The sequence below is a fragment of the Ferrimonas balearica DSM 9799 genome (genome assembly GCF_000148645.1).
In the GTDB taxonomy this organism is placed as follows: domain Bacteria; phylum Pseudomonadota; class Gammaproteobacteria; order Enterobacterales; family Shewanellaceae; genus Ferrimonas; species Ferrimonas balearica.
The window spans coordinates 2,212,809-2,233,248 of record NC_014541.1; the positions used below are offsets into that span (position 1 = coordinate 2,212,809).

The following is a 20,440-nucleotide window of genomic DNA, read 5'->3' on the forward strand; positions in this document are numbered from 1 at the left end:
TAATAAAACGCCCTGCAGATGCAGGGCGTTTTATTAATACTTACTTGGCGTAGGAATATATCCACTGCTGACCCAAAAACACCATTAGCAGGCAGAGCACCAGATTCAGGGAAATATTCAGTGCCGCCTTTAACCACGCCCCCTCCTGCATCAGCAACAGGGTTTCATTTGAGAAGGTGGAGAAGGTGGTCAACGCCCCAAGCAGCCCTACCCCAATCAATGCCTTCCAGTGCGGCGACAGTTCAGCGCTGGCGCCGTAAGCGTACAGCGCACCCATAGCGAACGAGCCCACGCAGTTCACCGCCAGGGTGCCATAGGGAAACGCGGTGCCAAACAGCCGGAGAGCCAAAATCGAGGTGCCGTAGCGGAGCGACGCCCCAATGGCGCCGCCCAGCGCAACGGCCAGCCAGTTATGCATCGCGTTTGTCCTCGCTTTGTCTGTCCAGTTCCGCCAGATAGGCCAGCTTTTCGCCTATCTTCTTTTCCAACCCCCGGGTAGTGGGATGGTAGAAGCGCGTGCCCGCCAAGGCATCCGGCAGATAGCGCTCGCCAGCCGCGTAGGCGCCCGGTTCGTCGTGGGCATAACGATACTCAGCACCGTGTCCCAGCTCCTTCAAAAGCGACGTTGGGGCGTTGCGCAGGTGCACCGGCACTTCCTGCTCCGGCGTTTGCCTGGCCATTTGGCGGGCGGCCTTGAAGGCGGTATAGACCGCATTGCTCTTGGGGGCGCAGGCCAGGTAAACCAACGCCTGCGCGATCGCCCGCTCGCCTTCGGCCGGCCCCACCCGCTGGAAACAGTCCCAGGCGTTAAGTGCCACCTCCATCCCGCGGGGATCCGCATTGCCCACGTCTTCAGACGCAATGGCAAGGCAGCGACGGGCAACGTACAGCGGGTCACCCCCGCCCTCCAGAATACGACAATACCAATACAGCGCCGCATCCGGATTGCTGCCACGAACGGACTTATGAACCGCCGAGATCAGGTCGTAAAACTGGTCGCCTTTATTGTCGAACCGCGCTACCGGCTCACCCGCAACCTCTTTGAGCAACGCCTCGCTGAGCTGGCCGTCCTCGGCCATATCGGCCATCAGTTCCAGCAGGTTCAGGGCCCGACGCGCATCGCCATCCACCAGCGAAGCCAGCTGGCGAGCCACCGGCTCAGGCAGCGACAGGTTCAACTTGCCCAGCCCTTTATCCGGGTCGGTCAGCGCATGCTGCAACAACGACAGGATCGCCGACTCTTCCAGTTTTTTGATGACGTAGACCCGGGTTCGGGACAGCAGCGCGTTGTTGACTTCAAACGAGGGATTTTCAGTGGTGGCACCGATAAAAATCACGGTGCCATCTTCGATATGGGGCAGAAAGGCGTCCTGCTGGCTCTTGTTAAACCGATGGACTTCATCCACAAACAGCAGAGTCTGCCGACCATGGGCGGCCGCAATGTCCTTAGCCTTATCGATGGCGGCGCGGATCTCCTTGACCCCGGAGGTCACGGCAGAGATACGCTCCACATGGGCATTGGCGTATCGGGCCACCAGTTCAGCCAGTGTGGTTTTGCCGGTGCCCGGCGGGCCCCAAAGCAGCATGGAGTGAGCCCGTCCCGCTTCCAACGCCGCGCGCAGCGGCTTGCCCGGACCCAGCAGGTGCTCCTGACCGACATAATCATCCAGGGTTTCCGGCCGCATACGGGCGGCCAGAGGCCGGAAATCAGGGCCGAAGTTCAGACTCAGTGAGCTCATGGGTTGCGTTGGTCGTCAACCAAAGTGCCTTCCGGGGCGGCAAAGGTGAATCGACCCTGCTCCAACGGGCCAGTGTGGAAGCGAGACAGGGTCATGCGGGTTTCCACCTGCTGACCATCCACCAATGAGAGGCTTTCGATGGCATCGCCATCAAAGCAGATCGCCATGGTCTGGATCCCGTCGGCATCCGAGGGCGTCAGCGTAAAGCAGTCGCCATTCTGGCTGACCTGATAGGCAGCCCATTCCGCCTCGTCGTTGCTGGACAGCAGCGACAGCGGGGTCTGCCCGGTGGCGTCCTGCAGGTCATAGATGCTGACCTGCTCCAGCAGGGGGTCATACAGATAGACGTCTTCGCCGTCGGACAGGATGACGCTCTCTTCCGGCGCCTGCTGATGCCAGGCAAATCGGTTCGGTACCGCCATCGCCAGGCTGCCCTGGCCCTGTTGCAACAGGGTGCCATCGGGGTCGGTGACCACCTGTTCAAACTGGGCTTCAAACTCAGGCAACTGCGCCAGTTTGGCTTGCAATGCCTGTTGCGGCGCGGCCATGGCCAGCGGTGCAACCAGTGCACCAAGGGCCAGGGTTAAGGTTTTCAATTTCGTCATTGCTGTGGTCCGGGTACCAATACGTCTCGGTTACCATTATGACCCGGTGGGCTCACCAGGCCGCTCTGTTCCATCTGCTCAACCAGGCGGGCGGCCCGGTTGTAGCCAATCTTAAGTTTGCGCTGGACGCTGGAGATGGACGCCCGGCGACTCTCCAATACAAAGGCCACCGCTTCATCATAGAGCGGGTCAGCGTCCTCGCCATTCTCAGCGGCTTCGCCCGGCAGCAGAATCTGCTCGCCGCCGGTCTCACCCGCCAGGATTTCATCAATATACTGCGGCTTGCCACGGGCTGCCCAGTCGGCCACCACCTTATGCACTTCGTGGTCGTCAACGAAGGCGCCGTGTACCCGGATAGGCACGCCGGTGCCGGGCGGCAGGTAGAGCATATCGCCCTGCCCCAACAGCTGCTCCGCGCCCTGTTGGTCCAGAATGGTGCGGGAGTCGACCCGGCTGGACACCTGGAACGCGATGCGGGTCGGGATGTTGGCCTTAATCAGGCCGGTAATCACGTCCACAGAGGGGCGCTGGGTGGCCAGAATGAGGTGGATACCGGCCGCACGGGCCTTCTGGGCGATACGAGCAATCAGCTCTTCCACCTTTTTGCCGACGATCATCATCATGTCGGCAAACTCATCCACCACCACCACGATGGCCGGCAGTTTCTCCAGTTCCGGCGCTTCGGTGGCCATAGACTGTTCAGGCTGCCAGAACGGGTCTTTAATCGGCTCACCCGCTTCACGGGCCTCCAGCACCTTGGCGTTGTAGCCTTTAAGGTTACGCACCCCCAGTGCTGACATCAGCTTGTAGCGGCGCTCCATCTCTCCCACACACCAGCGCAAGGCGTTGGAGGCCTCCTTCATATCGGTGACCACTTCACACAAGAGGTGTGGAATGCCTTCATAGACCGACAGTTCAAGCATTTTGGGGTCGATCATGATCAGTCGAACCTCTTCCGGGGTCGACTTGTAGAGCAGGCTCAGGATCATCACGTTAACCCCGACCGACTTACCGGAACCGGTGGTACCAGCCACCAGCAGGTGCGGCATCTTAGCCAGGTCCACCACCACCGGATAGCCGGAGATGTCCTGACCCAGCACCATGGTCAGGTCTGACTTGGCTTGCTCGAATCGCTCACTGTCCAGCACGTCACGCAGATACACGATTTCACGGAATTTGTTTGGCAGTTCCAGGCCGATCACCGATTTGCCGGGGATCACCTCAACCACCCGCACCGATACCGCGGAGAGCGCCCGGGCAAGGTCCTTGGCCAGGTTGGTGATTTTCGACACCTTAACGCCGGGCGCCAGATCCAGCTCAAACCGGGTAATCACCGGACCGGGATGGACATCCACGACGGTGGCGGTGACGTTGAAGTCGAGCAGTTTGGCTTCCACCAGGCGCGCAATGGCATCCAATTCCTCCTGGCTGATGGGGTTCTGGGACTTATTGGGGCGGTCCAGCAGCTCCAGCGTGGGCATTGGCGTGGTGGGCACCTCAGGCAGCGTCACCCCGGCTTTGTCCATCGCGGCCGCCAGATAGGGTTCCAGTGCCGGTTTGGCGTCGTCGGCAGCACTCTCAGGTTCAGGGCCGCCCACCCAAGGCGGTGCCAGCTCAGGTTCGATGCGAACTTCGGTGTCCAAAATCGGCTCAGCCGAGAACTCAGGCTCTCGCTTCAGGACGGGTTCGGCGTCATCGAACGCCTGCCAGGCAGGCTCCTCCTGATACTGGTTGGTTTCAGCTGCCCCAGACACCTCATCGTCATCGTCGTGATCCTGGTCTTTGCGGCGCTTAAAGCGATCAACCAGTTCCATAAAGCCACGGGTGTCTTCGGTATCACGGTCTTCATGACTGAAATGGCGAGGCAGGTTCCACAGCATCAGGCCCAGGGCGATGGTGCCCTCACCCACCTTCTCGGCAACGGTCAGCCAGCTGATGCCAGTCATCAGGGTAAAGCCCGCGCCGATAAAGCAAAGCAGGAACAGCGTGGTGCCCAACAGGTTGAAATAGGGCAGCATGGCCGCGCTGACGACGTCGCCTACCACGCCACCGGCGGAGAAGTAATGCAGATCATCGGCGTTCATTGACGCCAATGCCGCAAAGCTGAGTACGGTCAGCAGAAAACCGATAACCCGCAGTCCGACTGAGAAGTAGTCCAGTTCAGCCAGGCGGTATGCCTGATGAAACGCCAGCCAACCGATGGCCGCACAAACCGGGGGCACCAGATAAGCGGTCAGGCCAAACACGAAAAACAGTATATCCGCGATCCAGGCGCCTACCGCGCCCATCGCGTTACTGACCGGGCCATCCCACGCGGTCTGGCTCCAGCCCGGGTCTGCCGGGTGAAAGGTGGCCAGGGCCATCAACATAAACAGTGCCACGATGGTGCTGAGGATCAGGCCCCCTTCCATCAGGCGCTGCAGGCCCGTCATTGGTTGCAGGTTGGACGATGACAAGTGTCGCTCCTCGACCGGTCCAAAAAAAGATGAATAACCCGCTTACCTTACCAAAAGCGACTGGTTGTTACCTACCGTTGCATCACCATCATCCTGCCATACAAACAAAAAGTGCCCCGATTGGGGCACTTTTGCGCAGATTGCCGGGGTTCAGGCGGTTGCCATGTTGGAGATCTGCACCCGACTGGTCTGTTTTACCTCCTCCATCACCACGTAGGTGCGGGTGTCCTTCACCGCTGGCAGACGCAGCAGGGTTTCAGACAACAAGCGGCGGTACGCAGTCATATCGCTTACGCGGGTCTTCAACAGGTAGTCGAAATCGCCGGAAACGAGGTGGCACTCCTGCACATCTTCGAGTTCCATAACCGCACGGTTGAACTGTTCGAAGACATCAGGGGTATCGCGATTGAGGGAGATCTCGACGTATACAAGCAGCGATGCGCCGAGGTAGTGAGGGTTGACCTGAGCAGTGTAACCGAGAATAAAGCCCTGTCTTTCCAGTCGCTTAACCCGCTCAAGGCAGGGGGTCGGACTGAGACCGACGCGCTTGGACAGCTCCACATTGGAGATCCGGCCATCCCGTTGCAGTTCATTCAGGATGTTGCGGTCGATTCTATCAAGTTCTTTTAACGGCTTTTTCTTGTTATATGCCATGAATACTTCCTTAGTTCCCGTCTGACGCGGGATATTGTCCTGTGTGCACCCAAATAAATCGGGGGAAATGCTCCCGACGGGAGAATATACTAACCGGACGGCTAAGGCCAAGTAAAATATCGCGAATTAATTAGCCGTAACGCAATCCAACAATAAACCTAATAAGAGGACGGAGAAGCATGATCATCGGTGTACCCAAGGAAATTAAGAACCATGAATATCGCGTCGGGATGGTTCCCGCCAGTGTGCGTGAGCTGACCATCCGCGGCCACCAAGTTCTGGTTGAAACCCAAGCGGGCATCGGAATTGGCTGTACCGATCAGGATTATGTTGACGCTGGCGCCGAGATCATCGGCAGCGCCGAAGGCGTATTTGCCCAGGCCGACATGATCGTCAAAGTAAAAGAACCGCAAGCCGTTGAGCGTGCCATGCTGCGCCCCGGCCAAATCCTGTTTACCTACCTCCACCTGGCCCCGGATGCCCCGCAAACCGAAGACCTGGTGAAGAGCGGCGCCATCTGCATCGCCTATGAGACCGTAACCGACGCCCGTGGCGGCCTGCCCCTGCTGGCCCCGATGTCTGAAGTGGCTGGTCGCATGTCCATCCAGGCCGGTGCCCAGGCGCTGGAGAAATCCAACCAGGGTCGCGGCATGCTGTTGGGCGGCGTACCGGGTGTTGAGCCGGCCAAAGTCGTGGTTATCGGTGGCGGCATGGTAGGCCGTAACGCCGCGCTGATGGCCGTTGGTATGGGTGCAGACGTGACCATCCTCGACCGCAACGTAAACGTCCTGCGGGAACTGAACAACCAGTTCGAGAACCGCGCCAAAGTGATCTACTCCACCGCAGAGGCGCTGGAACAGCACGTACTGGAAGCGGACCTGGTGATTGGCGGTGTACTGATCCCTGGCGCTGCGGCGCCGAAGTTGGTTACCCGTGACCACATCACCAAGATGAAGCCCGGTGCGGCCATCGTGGACGTTGCCATCGACCAGGGCGGTTGTGTGGAGACCTCCAAGCCCACCACCCACCAGGATCCGGTTTACATCGTTGATGACGTGGTTCACTACTGTGTGGCCAACATGCCCGGTGCCGTACCGCGTACCTCAACCTTCGCCCTGAACAACGCCACCCTGCCCTACATCATTGCCCTGGCAGAGAAAGGCTACGCCAAAGCCCTGCTGGATGATGCGCATCTGATGAACGGCCTGAACGTGATGGATGGCAAAGTTACCTGCCGTGAAGTCGCCGAGGCATTGGACTACCCGTACTTCAATCCGAACGAACTGGTAAAAGCCTGATTGGGTCAATCGGCTTTATCAATGTGACGGGGGCGACAGCCCCCGTTTCTTTTACCGGTCCTTTTTTTTAGAATCGCGTGCACAACGATGAAGACTCGGAGAGTTCAATGAGTGACGTAAAGCATTGCCAACTGCTGATCCTGGGTTCCGGCCCCGCTGGTTACACCGCTGCGGTGTACGCGGCCCGCGCCAACCTGAACCCGGTAATGATCACCGGCATGCAGCAGGGAGGCCAGCTCACCACCACCACGGAAGTGGAAAACTGGCCTGGCGACCCGGAAGGCCTGACCGGCCCGGGTCTGATGGAGCGTATGAAGGCCCACGCCGAGCGCTTTGAAACTGAAATCGTGTTTGACCACATCAACGAAGTGGATCTGAAGTCCCGCCCCTACCGCCTGAAAGGCGACAGCGGCGAGTACACCTGTGACGCCCTGGTGATTGCCACCGGTGCGAGCGCCAAGTACCTGGGTCTGGAATCCGAGACCGCCTTCCAGGGCCGCGGCGTCTCCGCCTGTGCCACCTGTGACGGGTTCTTCTACCGCAATAAGCCGGTTGCCGTTGTTGGCGGTGGCAACACCGCCGTAGAGGAAGCCCTCTACCTGTCCAACATCGCCTCCGAGGTCCATCTTATCCACCGTCGCGACAGCTTCCGCGCGGAGAAGATTCTGGTTAAGCGCCTGATGGATAAAGTAGCGAACGGCAACATTGTTCTGCACACCGACCGCACTCTGGATGAGGTTCTGGGTGACGAGATGGGCGTGACCGGTGCCCGCATCAAGGACACCCGCTCCGAAGCCACCGAAGAGCTGAAAGTGGACGGCGTGTTTATCGCCATCGGCCACCAGCCCAACACCCAGATCTTCGAAGGCCAGCTGGAGATGAAAGACGGCTATATTCTGGTGCAGAGCGGGCTTGAAGGTAACGCCACGGCCACCTCCGTACCCGGCGTCTTTGCCGCGGGTGATGTGATGGATCACAACTACCGCCAGGCGATCACCTCTGCCGGTACCGGCTGTATGGCTGCACTGGACGCAGAACGCTTCCTCGACGCGCAATAAACATTGCACGAGTGATCCACAATGGGGCCCGTCGGGCCCCATTTTGTCAGGTTCCCCATGGACAAAGACACTGAACGCCAGCTCACCAGCTGGCTTAAAGAAGCGGCCCTGTCGGGTCGTGGATGGCAACGTCTGGCCACACTGCTGGGCTTTGCCAATGGCCTTCTTATCATCGGTCAGGCCTGGCTGATGGCTTCCCTCCTGCATGGCCTGATCATCAATAACCAGCCTCTGTCCGACTTTACCCAGTCCATGATCCTGCTGGCGCTGCTGTTCCCGGCGCGGTCACTTTGCCTCTATGGCAAAGAGGTGGCCGGTTTTGAGGCCGGCGCCCGGGTTCGCCAGGTACTGCGCCGGGAGCTGCTCGACAAGCTCGGCCGGCTCGGCCCGGCCTACATCCAGCAGCAGCCCAGCGGCAGTTGGTCAGCGATGTTGCTGGAACAGGTCGAAAAGTTGCAGGAGTTCTACGCCAAGTACCTGCCGCAGATGATGCTGGTGGGGCTTATCCCCGCGGCCATCCTGGTGGTGGTGTTCCCCATCAACTGGGCCGCCGGGCTGATCTTTACGGTCACCGCACCGCTCACCGTACTGTTTATGGTGGTGGTAGGTATGGGCGCCGCGGATGCCAACAAACGCAATTTCCTGGCTCTGGCGCGGCTGTCGGGCCACTTTCTGGACCGTCTGCGCGGCCTGCGCACCGTGCGCCAGTTCGATCGGGTGGACGCAGAGGTTTCCCGCATGGAGATGGCGTCCGATCAGTTCCGCCGCCGCACCATGGAGGTGCTGCGTATGGCGTTCCTGTCCTCCGCCGTACTGGAATTTTTTGCCTCCATCTCCATCGCGGTTGTCGCGGTCTATTTCGGTTTTAGCTACCTCGGCGAGCTCAACTTCGGCCACTATGGTGCTGGCGTTACCCTGCTGACCGGCCTGCTGGTGCTGATACTGGCACCGGAATTTTTCCAGCCGTTCCGTGATCTGGGGGCCTATTACCACGCCAAGGCCCAGGCCCTGGGTGCCGCGGAATCGCTGATCCGCTTTATCGACACCCCGGAGCTGACACAATCCAGTGACGCCAAACTGGATAACACCGGAAAGATCGCTCTGGAAGCCCGGGATCTGGTGGTCACCACCGCTCAGGGTAAGGCCCTGACGGCGCCCATCAGCTTCCGGGCAGAGCCGGGCGAGTTGCTCACCGTCGGCGGCGTGACCGGCAGCGGTAAAACCTCGCTGATGCAGGCACTGATGGGCTTCCTGCCCTACCAGGGCAGTCTCACCGTCAATGGCATTGAGCTGTCCCAGCTGCCACGAGGCGCGTGGCTTCAACATCTGACCTGGCTGGGCCAGAACCCGGTGCTGCTGCATGGCACCGTGGCGGAAAACCTGCGCCTGGCCGCGCCGGACGCCAGCGACGAGCAACTCTGGTCTGTGCTGGAACAGGCCCACGCCGCCGAGTTTGTTCGCCGTTTACCGGGCCAGCTGAGCTACCAGGTGAACGACCGTGCTGGTGGCCTCTCCGTCGGCCAGGCCCAGCGCCTGGCGTTGGCCCGTGCCCTGCTCAAACCCTCCCCGCTGCTATTACTGGATGAGCCCAGTGCCAGCCTCGATCGGGACAGTGAGCAACTGGTGAATCAGGCGCTTCAACAGGCCCGTCAGGGCCGCACCACGGTGCTGATCAGCCACCGTCCGGAACAGTTGGCTCAGGGCGACCAGCAACTGGTCATGGGAGGTCTCAATGGGTGACCTGAAACCCTTCCTGGCGCTTTACCGCCAACACTGGGGTCGACTCAGCCTGGGCATCCTGCTGGCCGTGCTGACCCTGATCGGCAGCATTGGCTTATTGTCGCTGTCCGGTTGGTTTATTGCCGCCACTGCCGTGGCTGGCCTGGTGATTACCCGCAGCGCCGAGTTCAATTACATGATGCCCGCCGGTGGCGTGCGCTTCCTGTCGGTCAGCCGTACCGCCGCCCGCTGGGCCGAACGGGTGGTCAGCCATGATGCCACCTTCCGGCTGCTGGCGACGCTGCGTACCTGGTTCTTCCAGCGCCTGGCGCCATTGGGACCGGGTCAGTTGAAAGACCTGCGAGACGGTGATCTGCTCAACCGCATGGTGGCGGACATCGATGCGCTGGACCATCTCTACCTGCGCTTGATCACGCCTGTGGTGGCCGGTGCCGTGGCGATCCTCGCCCTGATGGGACTTATCGCGTTTTTTGACACCCGACTCTCGTTGATTCTCGGTGGCACCCTGTTCGCTTTGCTGTTGCTGTTTCCCCTGGTGTTCTACCGGCTCGGCCTGAAACCCGGCCAGGCGCTGTCAGAGCGTCTTACCGGCCTTCGACTGGCACTGGGTGACTGGCTGGAAGCCCAGAGCGAACTGGCGGTATTTGGTGCCACACAAGCCCAGCGTCAGCGTTTGCACGAACAGGAGCAGGCCCTGCTGGATGGCCAACGTGCGATGGCGCGCCTGACCGGCTTGTCTCAGGCCCTGATCACCAGCCTCAACGGTTGGGTGTTGCTGCTGATGATCTGGCTGGGTTGGGAACAGATGGGCAGCGCCACGCCTCCGGGCCCGCTGCTGGCCCTGCTGGTGTTCGCCACCCTGGCCAGCTTTGAAGCGCTGGCGCCGGTCGCCAATGCGTTCCAGCATCTGGGCCATACCCTGAGTGCGGCACAGCGCCTACGCCCCATTCTGGAGATGGAACCGGACCAACAGTTTGGCGACAAAACCGCACCGGAAACCTTTGAGTCGCTGAGCATCGACGCGCTGGGCTATCAGTATCCCGGCGCACTCGACCCAGTACTGGATAACCTGAACCTGACCCTGAAAGCCGGGGAAAAGGTCGCGATACTGGGTCGAACCGGCTGCGGCAAATCCACCCTGCTGGATCTGCTGACCCGCCAGTTCAGCCCGCAACAGGGTCAGATCCGGCTCAATGGCGAAGCGCTGGAGTCCTACCAGCACCGCGCGCTGACCCAAACCCTGTGCCACATCAGCCAACGGGTTCATATCTTTAATGACACCCTGGCGGATAACCTTCGCATCGCCGCCCCTCAGGCTACCGACGCGCAGTTGGTGGTGGCACTGGAACAGGTTGAGCTGGGCTACCTCGCCGCCGAACAGGGGTTGATGCAGTGGTTGGGTGAAGGCGGACGTCAGCTGTCCGGTGGCGAACGCCGCCGTCTAGGCCTCGCCCGCGCCCTGCTGCATCCGGCGCCGGTATTGCTGCTGGACGAACCGACCGAAGGCTTGGATGAGGGCACCGAAGCCCGGGTACTGGCCGCCATGCTGGCACACCGGCCTGACCGCACCCTGCTCTACATCACCCATCGCCGGGCGGCGTTGGCTCAGATGGACCGGGTGTTGTTGATGGACAACGGTCAGCTCGCCGAGCACGAGGGATAACGAAAACGGGGCCAACTGGCCCCGTTTCTTTTTGCGCTACATCGCTTTATCCACCCGCACCTGGCCTCCGGCCAGATAGACGATGCGCACCTGATCCCGGGCCCGGAACACCATGCCCGGGTCAAAGTCCTGAATCACCATCACCTGTTCACCACTCTCGGCCTGAATCATCAGCTCAACCAGGCGGTATTGCTTCACCTGATACTGGTTGGCCGAGCGATTGGCCAAACCGGCGCCAGCCAGCGCCCCCAGCACCGTGGCAACATCCTGGCCGCTGCCACCGCCAAACTGGTGGCCTATCACGCCGCCAAGTACCGCCCCGCCAAACACCTTCCAGCCCCGGTTACGGTCTTCGATCAACTCTTCCCGGCTGATCTCCCGCACCGATTCCACGGCACCATAGACCACCTTTTCCACCGGCACCGCCTGGTTACGGTTGTAGTTTGCCAGCGCATTGGCCGCTAGAATAAAACCTATCAACATCAGGGAAAGTCTTTTTGTCAGCATGGGAGTCCGCTCGTATTGACGCCATGCCCCTACTATAAGCCCAATATGGTCAGTGCCGTAAGTTATCTCAATCAACACGCCCAGTGGTTTCCGCCCGCTCACCAGGCCCTGGATGATCCCAATGGTTTACTGGCCATTGGCGGCGACCTGAGCCCGGACCGGCTGCTCCACGCCTACCGTAATGGCATCTTCCCCTGGTTCAATCCCGGCGACCCGATCCTGTGGTGGAGCCCGAATCCCCGGGCGGTTTTCGACATCTACACCCTGTCACCGTCGCGCAGCCTGCGTAAAGCCGTCCGCCAACAAGGCTGGCAATACAGCATCGACCTGGCCTTTGACCGCGTCATTGCAGCCTGCGCAGCCCCCCGTAACAACCAGGATGGCACCTGGATCAGCGAAGAGATGCAGCACGCTTACCGGCGCCTGCACCACGAAGGCCATGCCCATTCCGTTGAGGTTTGGGATGGGAATGAGCTGATCGGCGGCTTGTATGGCCTGGCGATTGGCAGCCTGTTTTGCGGTGAATCGATGTTCCACACCCGCAGTAACGCCTCCAAGGCCGCCTTTTGGGCGCTCTCCAGCCATCTGCATAAAGCCGGCGGTCGCTGGATTGACGCCCAGGTACCGAACGACCACCTGATGCGCCTTGGCGCTCAGTTGCTGCCGCGCCAGGAGTTCCTCAGCCATCTCCGCGCACTGAGGGACCAGCCCCTGCCGGAAGGCACCTGGCAAAGCGGGAGGTACGCCTTCGATGTCTGACATCCGTCACCTCAGCCTTGGCTTAAGCCAGAGCTTCCCTTGCAGCTACCTGCCGGAACAGCATGAGCAGCTGCTGGTCAACCGTGACCCGGTGGACGTCGGCCAGTTTGAGCAGCTGTTGGCACTGGGATTCCGGCGCTCCGGCGCGCAGATTTATCGACCCCACTGCCAGGGCTGCCAGGCCTGTGTGCCGGTACGTTTGCCAGTACAGCGTTTTCAGCCCAGCCGTTCACAGCGTCGGGTTCTGAACAAGAACGATGACCTGCAGTGGCGGGTCACCACCCATCCTACTCCGGACCAGCAGGCCCTCTATCTTGAGTACATCTGCCAGCGCCATAATGACGGCCCGATGTACCCGCCCTCGCTCGACCAGTTTGACCGCTTTCTGGTGTGTGACTGGCTGGAGCAACTGTTTATCGAAGCGTGGAAAGAGGACGAACTGGTGCTGGTGGCGGTGACCGACCTGCTTCCCAACAGCCTTTCCGCCACTTACACCTTCTTTCAGCCAGAACTGGCGGGACGCTCTCTGGGCACCCGCGCCATTCTGGCCCAGATTGCCCTCGCCCAGCAGTTGGGTCGCGACTATCTTTATCTGGGCTACCAGATCGACGCCTGCCCAAAGATGGCCTACAAGACCCAGTTCCGTCCCATTGAGTGGCTTGATGGCCAGTTGTGGCGGGATTGGCGCGGCTGACGCCTTTACAGTGCAGGGGTTTTACGGCATGATACGCCGGATTTTTTCTCATACTTAACGGGATGATTTGCTAGATGGCAAAAGAAGACAGCATCGAGATGCAAGGCACCGTCCTCGAGACATTGCCTAACACCATGTTCCGAGTGGAACTGGAAAACGGACACGTGGTTACCGCCCACATCTCCGGCAAAATGCGCAAGCACTACATCCGCATTCTGACCGGCGACACTGTCACTGTGGCGCTGACCCCCTACGATCTGACCAAAGGTCGCATCGTGTTCCGTTCTCGCTGATCGGTCATCCCCAAGCAAAAGCCCGGCTCGTGCCGGGCTTTTTGTATTGGGGGTGAGAAAGTGAGAAAAGAAAGCCCCCGGTAACGGGGGCTTTTTTGGTTTGGCCGGCAAATCAGGTGGTGGCTTCGGCCACCGCTTCCGGATAGCTGAAACCCAGGCCATTTTCGTCGACATCGACGGTGACCCGTCCACCTTTCTGCAGACGACCGAACAGGATCTCATTGGCCAGCGGCTTCTTGATCTCCTCCTGCACCAGGCGCGCCATGGGCCGAGCGCCCATATCACGGTCGTAGCCCTTCTCGGCCAGCCATACCCGGGCATCCTCGGTCACGGTCATGCAAACGCCCTTGGCATCCAGCTGCGCCTGCAGCTCAACCAGGAACTTGTCCACCACCTTGGCGATCACCTGCATATCCAAGTGGTTGAACCAGATGATGGAGTCGAGGCGGTTGCGGAACTCCGGCGTGAACACCCGGTTGATCTCGCTCATCGCATCGAAGCTGTGGTCCTGTTGCTTGAAGCCAATGGACTTGCGCACCGTTTCCTGAACACCGGCATTGGTGGTCATCACCAGAATGACGTTACGGAAGTCTGCCTTGCGGCCGTTGTTGTCGGTCAGGGTACCGTGGTCCATCACCTGCAACAGCAGGTTGTAGACGTCCTGGTGCGCCTTCTCAATCTCATCCAACAGCACAACAGAGTGCGGGTGTTTCAGCACCGCGTCGGTCAGCAGACCGCCCTGGTCATAGCCCACGTAACCCGGAGGGGCACCAACCAGGCGGCTGACGCTGTGACGCTCCATGTACTCAGACATGTCGAAGCGGATCAGCTCAACCCCCAACTGGCGGGCCAGCTGTTGAGTGACTTCGGTTTTACCCACCCCGGTCGGGCCGGCAAACAGGAAGTTGCCCACCGGCTTACCTTCATTGCCCAGGCCACTGCGGGCCAGGCGAATGGCGGCGGTCAGGGCTTCGATGGCCGGGTCCTGACCAAACACCACCATCTTCAGGTTGCGGTCCAGGTTCTCCAGCACCTCTTTGTCGGTGGCGGAGACGGACTTGGGCGGGATACGGGCAATCTTGGCAACAATCGCTTCGATGTCGGCCACGCCGATGGTTTTCTTACGCTTGGACACCGGCAGCATCGCCATCCGCGCGCCCGCCTCGTCAATCACATCAATCGCCTTATCCGGCAGGTGGCGTTCATTGATGTGCTTAGCGGACAGGGTGGCGGCCGCGCTCAGCGCGGACTGGGTGTAGCGTACCTGATGGTGCTCCTCGTAACGGCTCTTCAGGCCCATCAGGATCTGGGTGGTCTCGGATACCGACGGTTCCACCACGTCGATCTTCTGGAAGCGGCGGGCCAGGGCCCGGTCTTTCTCGAAGATGCCCTGATATTCCTGATAGGTGGTGGAACCGATACAGCGCATCTTGCCACTGGACAGCAACGGCTTCAGCAGGTTGGACGCGTCCATCATGCCGCCACTGGCGGCGCCGGCACCGATGATGGTGTGGATCTCGTCAATAAACAGGATCGCCTTCTCGTCACGCTGAAGCTGCTTGAGCACCGCTTTAAAGCGCTTCTCGAAGTCGCCACGGTACTTGGTGCCTGCCAGCAAGGCGCCCATATCGAGGCTGTAGATGGTGCAGCCCAGCATCACCTCAGGCACGTCCTCCTGAGTGATACGGTAGGCCAGGCCCTCGGCGATGGCGGTTTTGCCCACCCCGGCCTCACCCACCAACAGCGGGTTGTTTTTACGGCGGCGGCACAGTACCTGAATGGTGCGCTCCACCTCCTGGTCGCGGCCGATCAAGGGATCGATCTGGCCGGAAGAGGCTTGCTTGTTGAGGTTGGCCGCGAAGTTTTCCAGCTTCTCACCGCCCTCCTCCTCTTTATCGGAGAGGTTGGTGTCAGCGCTGTCGCCGCCATTAAAGGGTTCATCTTCCTGCCCATCACGCTTCACCACACCGTGGGCGATAAAATTGACCACATCGAGACGGGAAACGTCGGATTTGCGCAGCAGGTAAACCGCCTGGGACTCCTGCTCAGAGAAGATGGCCACCAGCACATTGGCGCCGGAGACTTCGTTACGGCCACTGCTCTGGACGTGGAATACGGCGCGCTGCAGCACCCGCTGGAAACCCAGCGTCGGTTGCGTCTCGCGATCGCTGTCGTCATCCGGGATCAGCGGCGTGGTTTGTTCGATGAACACCGATACCTCCTGCCGGAGGTTTTCGATTCGGGCACCGCAGGCTTCCAGCGCTTCGCGGGCCGAGGGGTTTTCGAGTAGCGCCAGCAGCAGGTGTTCCACCGTCATAAACTCATGACGGCTGCGCCGGGCCTGTTGAAACGCGTTATTCAGCGTGATTTCCAGGTCTTTATTCAGCATGTGCGCTCCCCATTACCCCTATCGTTTCGCATCAGGCTTTCTCCGTTGAGCAAAGCAAGGGATGCTCATGCTCGCGGGAATAACGATTAACCTGTGCGGCTTTGGTCTCTGCAACGTCGTAGGTGAAAACGCCACAGACACCCTTCCCCTTGTAATGAACCGTCAGCATCACTTCCGTGGCCTGCTCCTGGGTCAAGGCAAAAAACTTGGTCAGGACCTCAACCACGAACTCCATCGGTGTGTAGTCGTCGTTGTTGAGCACCACTTTGTACAGCGGCGGCGGCTCTACCGCCTGGGATTGCTTCTCATGTTCTACGACATGATCAAGCTCTGTGTCTCTGCTCATAGTAAAAGCTTAGTCACTCCAAATTGATGTTGCAGTCGGGTAACAAGGCCATTACCCCTTGACTACGTTGTTATCTTTTTGTTAATTGGTACGTGTTAGCGCTCGAACGCTACCACTCTCCAGTGCTTACCTTTCGTTATATGGGCAGCGGAGAGTGATTACAAGATCATTTGGGAAGGACTCAAAAAGAAGGAAGTCGAGGTATGGCTCAAGGAACGGTTAAGTGGTTCAACAATGCAAAAGGCTTTGGTTTCATTTGTCCCGAAGGGGGCGGTGAAGATGTCTTTGCGCATTATTCAACCATTGAGATGGAAGGCTATCGTACGCTGAAGGCGGGCCAGGTTGTTGAGTTTGAGATGGAAGCAGGCCCCAAGGGTATGCACGCCTCCAACATTCAACCGGTCAACAAGTAAGCCACCATCGCTTAGGGTGACCAAACCAATAAAAAAGCAGACCAGGAGGTCTGCTTTTTTTATGCCCTTTCGGTCAGTTACATGTTGGCGATGATGGCGTCGCCAAACTCAGAGCAGCTGAGCAGCGTGGCATCGTCCATCAGGCGCTCAAAGTCATAGGTCACGGTACGGGCCGCAATCGCGCCCTCCATCCCCTTGATCACCAGGTCCGCCGCTTCGGTCCAGCCCAGGTGGCGCAGCATCATCTCACCGGACAAAATCAACGAGCCCGGATTGACCTTATCCTGACCCGCATACTTGGGCGCGGTGCCGTGGGTGGCCTCAAACAGCGCGACACCGTCACCGATGTTGGCCCCGGGCGCAATGCCAATCCCCCCCACCTGAGCCGCCAGGGCATCCGAGATGTAGTCCCCGTTCAGGTTCATGGTGGCGATCACATCGTACTCAGCAGGACGCAACAGGATCTGCTGCAGGAACGCGTCAGCAATCACATCCTTGATGATGATGGTTTTGCCGGTATTCGGGTTGGTCAGCTGACACCAGGGTCCGCCATCCAGCAGTTCGGCACCAAACTCACGCTGAGCCAGCTCGTAACCGAAGTCCTTAAAGGCGCCTTCGGTGAACTTCATGATGTTGCCCTTATGCACCAGGGTAACGGAGTCGCGATCATTGTCGATGGCGTACTGAATCGCTGCACGCACCAAACGCTCTGTGCCCTGCTTGGAGATCGGCTTAATGCCGATGCCGCAATCTTCGGTAAAGCGGATCTTGTTGACCCCCATCTCCTGAATCAGGAACCGGATCACTTTGTTGGCGTCGGCGGTGCCCGCCTGCCACTCTACGCCGGCATAGATGTCTTCGCTGTTTTCACGGAAGATCACCATGTCGGTCAGCTCAGGTTGTTTCAACGGGCTTGGGGTGCCCTGGTAGTAACGTACCGGACGCAGGCAGACGTAGAGGTCCAACTCCTGACGCAGCGCCACGTTCAATGAACGGATGCCGCCACCGACCGGCGTGGTCAGCGGCCCCTTAATGGCAACACGATAGGTTTTCACCGCTTCCAGGGTCTCATCAGGCAACCAAGTGTCCGCACCGTAGACCTGGGTCGACTTCTCACCGCAGTAAACCTCCATCCACTGGATTTGGCGCTGACTGCCGTAGGCTTTCTCCACGGCCGCATCCAGTACCTTGCGCATTGGCGGCGTAACATCCACACCGATACCGTCACCCTCGATAAAGGGGATGATGGGCCGGTCCGGCACCTGTAACGCACCACGGTCTGTGATCTGGATGATCGCGCCCTCTGCGGGCGGGTGGATCTTCGATTCCATCTTCGACTCCTTGTGTCCTACCTTCAGTGTTCGGTGTCTGTTTTTTCGACGCCAAGGATAGATTACCGGGCTTTGCCCTTCCCCGCCAGACACAAAAAAACCGCCGTAAAACGGCGGTTTAGCGTGTTTCATTCGACCAAAGTTTAAGCCGGCTGGGACAACTTCACCGCGTCTTCCACGCTGGCGACAAAGGCTGCCAGAGCATTATTGAAGAGCGCGCTGGGACGCATCGCTTTGCTGACCAGAGCGGCATCCGGACGGTAGTAACCGCCGATCTCCAACGCCACACCCTGGGCCTGATTCAGTTCGGCCACGATCGCCGCTTCCTGCTCAGTCAGGGCCTCAGCCAACGGCGCGAACAGCGCCTGCAGTTCGGCATCGTCCGTCTGCGCGGCCAGCACCTGGGCCCAGTACAGTGCCAGATAGAAATGGCTGCCGCGGTTGTCTAACTCGCCGACTTTGCGTGACGGGGACTTGTTGTGCTCCAGGAACAGGCCGTTGGCGACGTTCAGGGCTTCAGCCAGCACCTTGGCTTTGTCATTGCCGGTCTTGCGGGCCAGGTCTTCCAGAGAAACGGCCAGCGCAAGGAACTCGCCCAGGGAATCCCAGCGCAGGTGGTTCTCTTCCACAAACTGCTGAACGTGTTTGGGGGCAGAACCGCCGGCACCGGTTTCAAACAGGCCACCACCGGACAGCAGCGGCACGATGGAGAGCATCTTGGCGGAGGTACCCAGTTCCAGGATGGGGAACAGGTCAGTCAGGTAATCCCGCAGCACGTTGCCGGTCACTGAGATGGTGTCCTGACCCGCTTTTACGCGCTCCAGGGTGTAGGCCATTGCGTCCACCGGGGCCAGGATCTTAATGGTCAGGCCATCAGTGTCATGGTTGGCCAGAGCGGCATTCACCTTGTTGATCAGGTTGGCGTCATGCGCACGCTCGGCGTCCAGCCAGAACACCGCAGGCTGACCGGTCAGGCGGGCACGCTGAACGCCCAGTTTGACCCAGTCCTGGATCGGCGCGTCTTTGGTCTGGCACATGCGCCAGATGTCACCCGGCTCCACGTCGTGCTGCATCAGCACATCGCCGTTCTGGCTGACAACGCGAACGGTACCGGCCTGGTCAATCTTAAAGGTCTTGTCGTGGGAGCCGTACTCCTCCGCCTTCTGGGCCATCAGGCCAACGTTGCTGACGTTACCCATGGTGGTGGGGTCAAAGGCGCCGTGTTCCTGACAGAACGCGATGGTGGCCTGGTAGATGCCGGCGTAGCAGCGATCCGGAATCACGGCCTTGGTGTCCTGCAGCTGGTCATCCTTGTTCCACATGCAGCCGGAGCTGCGGATCATCGCCGGCATGGACGCGTCAATGATCACATCAGAAGGCACATGCAGGTTGGTGATGCCCTTGTGGGAGTTAACCATCGCCAAGTCCGGACCGTTGGCCAAAGCGTCAGCCAGGTCAGCTTCGATGGCATGACGCTGCGCTTCCGGCAGGGCGGTGATTTTGGCAAGCACATCGCCCAGGCCGTTAGAGGCGTCCACGCCCAGCTTGGCAAAGGTGTCCGCGTGCTTGCTGAACAGGTCGGCGAAGAAGGTTTCCACACAGTAGCCGAACATGATCGGGTCGGACACCTTCATCATGGTGGCTTTCAGGTGCAGTGAGAACAGCAGACCGCTGGCTTTGGCATCGGCGATCTGCGCTTTAAAGAACGCGCGCAGAGCGTTGCCGCTCATGCGGGCTGCATCAATCACTTCACCGGCCTGCAGCGGGGTTTCCGCTTTCAGCACAGTGACCTCGCCGGCCGGATTGACCAGCTCAATTCGGACGTTGTCCCCTTCAGTGCAGACGTGGGACTGTTCGCTGCCGTAAAAATCGCCCTCGCTCATGTGGGCGACGTGGGAGCGGGAATCTGCCGACCAGGCGCCCATGGAGTGAGGGTTGGCCTTGGCGTACTGCTTAACGGCGTCCGCAACGCGACGGTCGGAGTTGCCCTCGCGCAGTACCGGGTTAACTGCCGAGCCCAGTACCTTGGCATAGCGGGCCTGAATCGCACGCTCAGCGTCGTTGGCCGGCTCTTCCGGGTAGTTGGGCACATCAAAGCCCTGGCTCTGCAACTCCGCGATGGCGGCTTTGAGCTGGGGGATGGAAGCCGAGATGTTGGGAAGCTTAATGATGTTGGCGTCGGGGGTTTTGGCCAGCTCGCCCAGTTCGGCCAAAGCGTCATTCATACGTTGCGCTTCGGTCAGGTTCTCGGGAAAATTAGCGATAATCCGGCCGGACAGGGAGATGTCACGGGTCTCAATGTCGATGTTGGCGGCCCCGGTAAAGGCCTCGATGATAGGAAGCAGAGATTGGGTTGCCAGTGCGGGCGCTTCGTCCGTGTGGGTATAAATTATTTTAGACATCGGTTGTCCTTATTATTCTGGGCTCGAAAAGGCGGGCCCAAGTCTCAAATTCGGCGCTCATGATAGATCAATCACAGAGTGAACGGAACGATA

At 59.7% G+C, this 20,440-nt stretch carries 18 protein-coding genes; 8 read left to right on the forward strand and 10 right to left on the reverse strand.

Annotated features, from left to right (window positions below; genetic code table 11):
* Positions 1-40: 40 nt before the first annotated feature.
* From crcB to lrp, 5 genes are all read right to left on the reverse strand, one after another.
* Positions 41-418, reverse strand: a complete 378-nt coding sequence (crcB, locus tag FBAL_RS10055; RefSeq protein WP_013345483.1) for a fluoride efflux transporter CrcB — start codon at positions 416-418, stop codon at positions 41-43.
* On the reverse strand, positions 411-1,739 hold the full coding sequence (locus tag FBAL_RS10060; protein WP_013345484.1) for a replication-associated recombination protein A: 1,329 nt from the start codon (positions 1,737-1,739) through the stop codon (positions 411-413). The genes crcB and FBAL_RS10060 overlap by 8 nt, the downstream gene beginning before the upstream one ends.
* Positions 1,736-2,344 carry an outer membrane lipoprotein periplasmic chaperone LolA gene (gene lolA / locus FBAL_RS10065; RefSeq protein ID WP_013345485.1) on the reverse strand — a complete coding sequence of 203 codons (609 nt, stop codon included), beginning with the start codon at positions 2,342-2,344 and terminating at the stop codon, positions 1,736-1,738. Before lolA ends, FBAL_RS10060 begins: the two co-directional genes overlap by 4 nt.
* Positions 2,341-4,800, reverse strand: a complete 2,460-nt coding sequence (locus FBAL_RS10070; protein ID WP_013345486.1) for a DNA translocase FtsK — start codon at positions 4,798-4,800, stop codon at positions 2,341-2,343. Before FBAL_RS10070 ends, lolA begins: the two co-directional genes overlap by 4 nt.
* A 150-nt stretch (positions 4,801-4,950) precedes the next feature.
* Positions 4,951-5,454: a leucine-responsive transcriptional regulator Lrp gene (gene lrp / locus FBAL_RS10075; RefSeq protein ID WP_013345487.1), complete on the reverse strand. Its 504-nt coding sequence runs from the start codon at positions 5,452-5,454 to the stop codon at positions 4,951-4,953.
* A gap of 179 nt (positions 5,455-5,633) precedes the next feature.
* On the opposite strand from lrp, the gene ald reads away from it, so the two are divergent.
* The 4 genes from ald to cydC all read left to right on the forward strand — a co-directional run bounded on the left by ald (position 5,634) and on the right by cydC (position 11,213).
* A complete protein-coding gene (ald, locus tag FBAL_RS10080; protein ID WP_013345488.1) occupies positions 5,634-6,752 on the forward strand; it encodes an alanine dehydrogenase in 1,119 nt (372 codons plus the stop codon).
* Between the two features lie 107 nt (positions 6,753-6,859).
* On the forward strand, positions 6,860-7,810 hold the full coding sequence (gene trxB / locus FBAL_RS10085) for a thioredoxin-disulfide reductase (RefSeq protein WP_013345489.1): 951 nt from the start codon (positions 6,860-6,862) through the stop codon (positions 7,808-7,810).
* A gap of 57 nt (positions 7,811-7,867) precedes the next feature.
* Positions 7,868-9,550, forward strand: coding sequence for a heme ABC transporter permease/ATP-binding protein CydD (gene cydD, locus FBAL_RS10090; RefSeq protein WP_013345490.1), 1,683 nt, complete (start codon positions 7,868-7,870; stop codon positions 9,548-9,550).
* Positions 9,543-11,213 (forward strand): heme ABC transporter ATP-binding protein/permease CydC, encoded by a 1,671-nt coding sequence (gene cydC / locus FBAL_RS10095; protein WP_013345491.1) that lies wholly within the window; start codon positions 9,543-9,545, stop codon positions 11,211-11,213. Before cydD ends, cydC begins: the two co-directional genes overlap by 8 nt.
* Positions 11,214-11,249: 36 nt before the next feature.
* Here cydC and FBAL_RS10100 read toward each other — a convergent pair whose 3' ends face one another.
* Complete coding sequence (locus FBAL_RS10100) at positions 11,250-11,720, reverse strand: outer membrane lipoprotein (RefSeq protein WP_013345492.1); 471 nt, start codon at positions 11,718-11,720, stop codon at positions 11,250-11,252.
* Positions 11,721-11,765: 45 nt separating this feature from the next.
* Between FBAL_RS10100 and aat the strand changes: the two genes are divergently transcribed.
* The 3 genes from aat (at position 11,766) to infA (ending at position 13,466) form a co-directional block, all read left to right on the forward strand.
* A complete protein-coding gene (gene aat / locus FBAL_RS10105) occupies positions 11,766-12,479 on the forward strand; it encodes a leucyl/phenylalanyl-tRNA--protein transferase (RefSeq protein ID WP_013345493.1) in 714 nt (237 codons plus the stop codon).
* Complete coding sequence (locus tag FBAL_RS10110; RefSeq protein WP_013345494.1) at positions 12,472-13,173, forward strand: arginyltransferase; 702 nt, start codon at positions 12,472-12,474, stop codon at positions 13,171-13,173. The genes aat and FBAL_RS10110 overlap by 8 nt, the downstream gene beginning before the upstream one ends.
* Before the next feature lie 74 nt (positions 13,174-13,247).
* Positions 13,248-13,466: a translation initiation factor IF-1 gene (gene infA, locus FBAL_RS10115; RefSeq protein ID WP_013345495.1), complete on the forward strand. Its 219-nt coding sequence runs from the start codon at positions 13,248-13,250 to the stop codon at positions 13,464-13,466.
* A 112-nt stretch (positions 13,467-13,578) separates the two neighbouring features.
* Here the strand turns inward: infA and clpA are convergent, their stop codons facing one another.
* Both clpA and clpS read right to left on the reverse strand, forming a co-directional pair.
* A complete protein-coding gene (clpA, locus tag FBAL_RS10120; protein ID WP_013345496.1) occupies positions 13,579-15,855 on the reverse strand; it encodes an ATP-dependent Clp protease ATP-binding subunit ClpA in 2,277 nt (758 codons plus the stop codon).
* A 31-nt stretch (positions 15,856-15,886) separates the two neighbouring features.
* Positions 15,887-16,201 carry an ATP-dependent Clp protease adapter ClpS gene (gene clpS / locus FBAL_RS10125; protein WP_013345497.1) on the reverse strand — a complete coding sequence of 105 codons (315 nt, stop codon included), beginning with the start codon at positions 16,199-16,201 and terminating at the stop codon, positions 15,887-15,889.
* A gap of 203 nt (positions 16,202-16,404) precedes the next feature.
* Here clpS and cspD point away from each other — a divergent pair, with 203 nt between their 5' ends.
* Positions 16,405-16,614, forward strand: coding sequence for a cold shock domain-containing protein CspD (gene cspD / locus FBAL_RS10130; RefSeq protein ID WP_013345498.1), 210 nt, complete (start codon positions 16,405-16,407; stop codon positions 16,612-16,614).
* A gap of 77 nt (positions 16,615-16,691) precedes the next feature.
* On the opposite strand, the gene icd is transcribed toward cspD, so the two are convergent.
* Both icd and FBAL_RS10140 read right to left on the reverse strand, forming a co-directional pair.
* A complete protein-coding gene (icd, locus tag FBAL_RS10135; protein ID WP_013345499.1) occupies positions 16,692-17,945 on the reverse strand; it encodes an NADP-dependent isocitrate dehydrogenase in 1,254 nt (417 codons plus the stop codon).
* A gap of 143 nt (positions 17,946-18,088) precedes the next feature.
* Entirely contained in the window at positions 18,089-20,347 is a 2,259-nt protein-coding gene (locus tag FBAL_RS10140) for an NADP-dependent isocitrate dehydrogenase (RefSeq protein WP_013345500.1), read from the reverse strand.
* Between the last annotated feature and the right edge of the window lie 93 nt (positions 20,348-20,440).

What these genes read in the sequence shown, in the direction of transcription:
- crcB (WP_013345483.1), bottom strand. Translation starts at nt 418, where the DNA reads ATGCATAACTGGCTGGCCGTTGCGCTGGGCGGCGCCATTGGGGCGTCG.
- FBAL_RS10060 (WP_013345484.1), bottom strand. Translation starts at nt 1,739, where the DNA reads ATGAGCTCACTGAGTCTGAACTTCGGCCCTGATTTCCGGCCTCTGGCC.
- lolA (WP_013345485.1), bottom strand. Translation starts at nt 2,344, where the DNA reads ATGACGAAATTGAAAACCTTAACCCTGGCCCTTGGTGCACTGGTTGCA.
- lrp (WP_013345487.1), bottom strand. Translation starts at nt 5,454, where the DNA reads ATGGCATATAACAAGAAAAAGCCGTTAAAAGAACTTGATAGAATCGAC.
- ald (WP_013345488.1), top strand. Translation starts at nt 5,634, where the DNA reads ATGATCATCGGTGTACCCAAGGAAATTAAGAACCATGAATATCGCGTC.
- trxB (WP_013345489.1), top strand. Translation starts at nt 6,860, where the DNA reads ATGAGTGACGTAAAGCATTGCCAACTGCTGATCCTGGGTTCCGGCCCC.
- cydD (WP_013345490.1), top strand. Translation starts at nt 7,868, where the DNA reads ATGGACAAAGACACTGAACGCCAGCTCACCAGCTGGCTTAAAGAAGCG.
- cydC (WP_013345491.1), top strand. Translation starts at nt 9,543, where the DNA reads ATGGGTGACCTGAAACCCTTCCTGGCGCTTTACCGCCAACACTGGGGT.
- FBAL_RS10100 (WP_013345492.1), bottom strand. Translation starts at nt 11,720, where the DNA reads ATGCTGACAAAAAGACTTTCCCTGATGTTGATAGGTTTTATTCTAGCG.
- aat (WP_013345493.1), top strand. Translation starts at nt 11,766, where the DNA reads ATGGTCAGTGCCGTAAGTTATCTCAATCAACACGCCCAGTGGTTTCCG.
- FBAL_RS10110 (WP_013345494.1), top strand. Translation starts at nt 12,472, where the DNA reads ATGTCTGACATCCGTCACCTCAGCCTTGGCTTAAGCCAGAGCTTCCCT.
- infA (WP_013345495.1), top strand. Translation starts at nt 13,248, where the DNA reads ATGGCAAAAGAAGACAGCATCGAGATGCAAGGCACCGTCCTCGAGACA.
- clpA (WP_013345496.1), bottom strand. Translation starts at nt 15,855, where the DNA reads ATGCTGAATAAAGACCTGGAAATCACGCTGAATAACGCGTTTCAACAG.
- clpS (WP_013345497.1), bottom strand. Translation starts at nt 16,201, where the DNA reads ATGAGCAGAGACACAGAGCTTGATCATGTCGTAGAACATGAGAAGCAA.
- cspD (WP_013345498.1), top strand. Translation starts at nt 16,405, where the DNA reads ATGGCTCAAGGAACGGTTAAGTGGTTCAACAATGCAAAAGGCTTTGGT.
- icd (WP_013345499.1), bottom strand. Translation starts at nt 17,945, where the DNA reads ATGGAATCGAAGATCCACCCGCCCGCAGAGGGCGCGATCATCCAGATC.
- FBAL_RS10140 (WP_013345500.1), bottom strand. Translation starts at nt 20,347, where the DNA reads ATGTCTAAAATAATTTATACCCACACGGACGAAGCGCCCGCACTGGCA.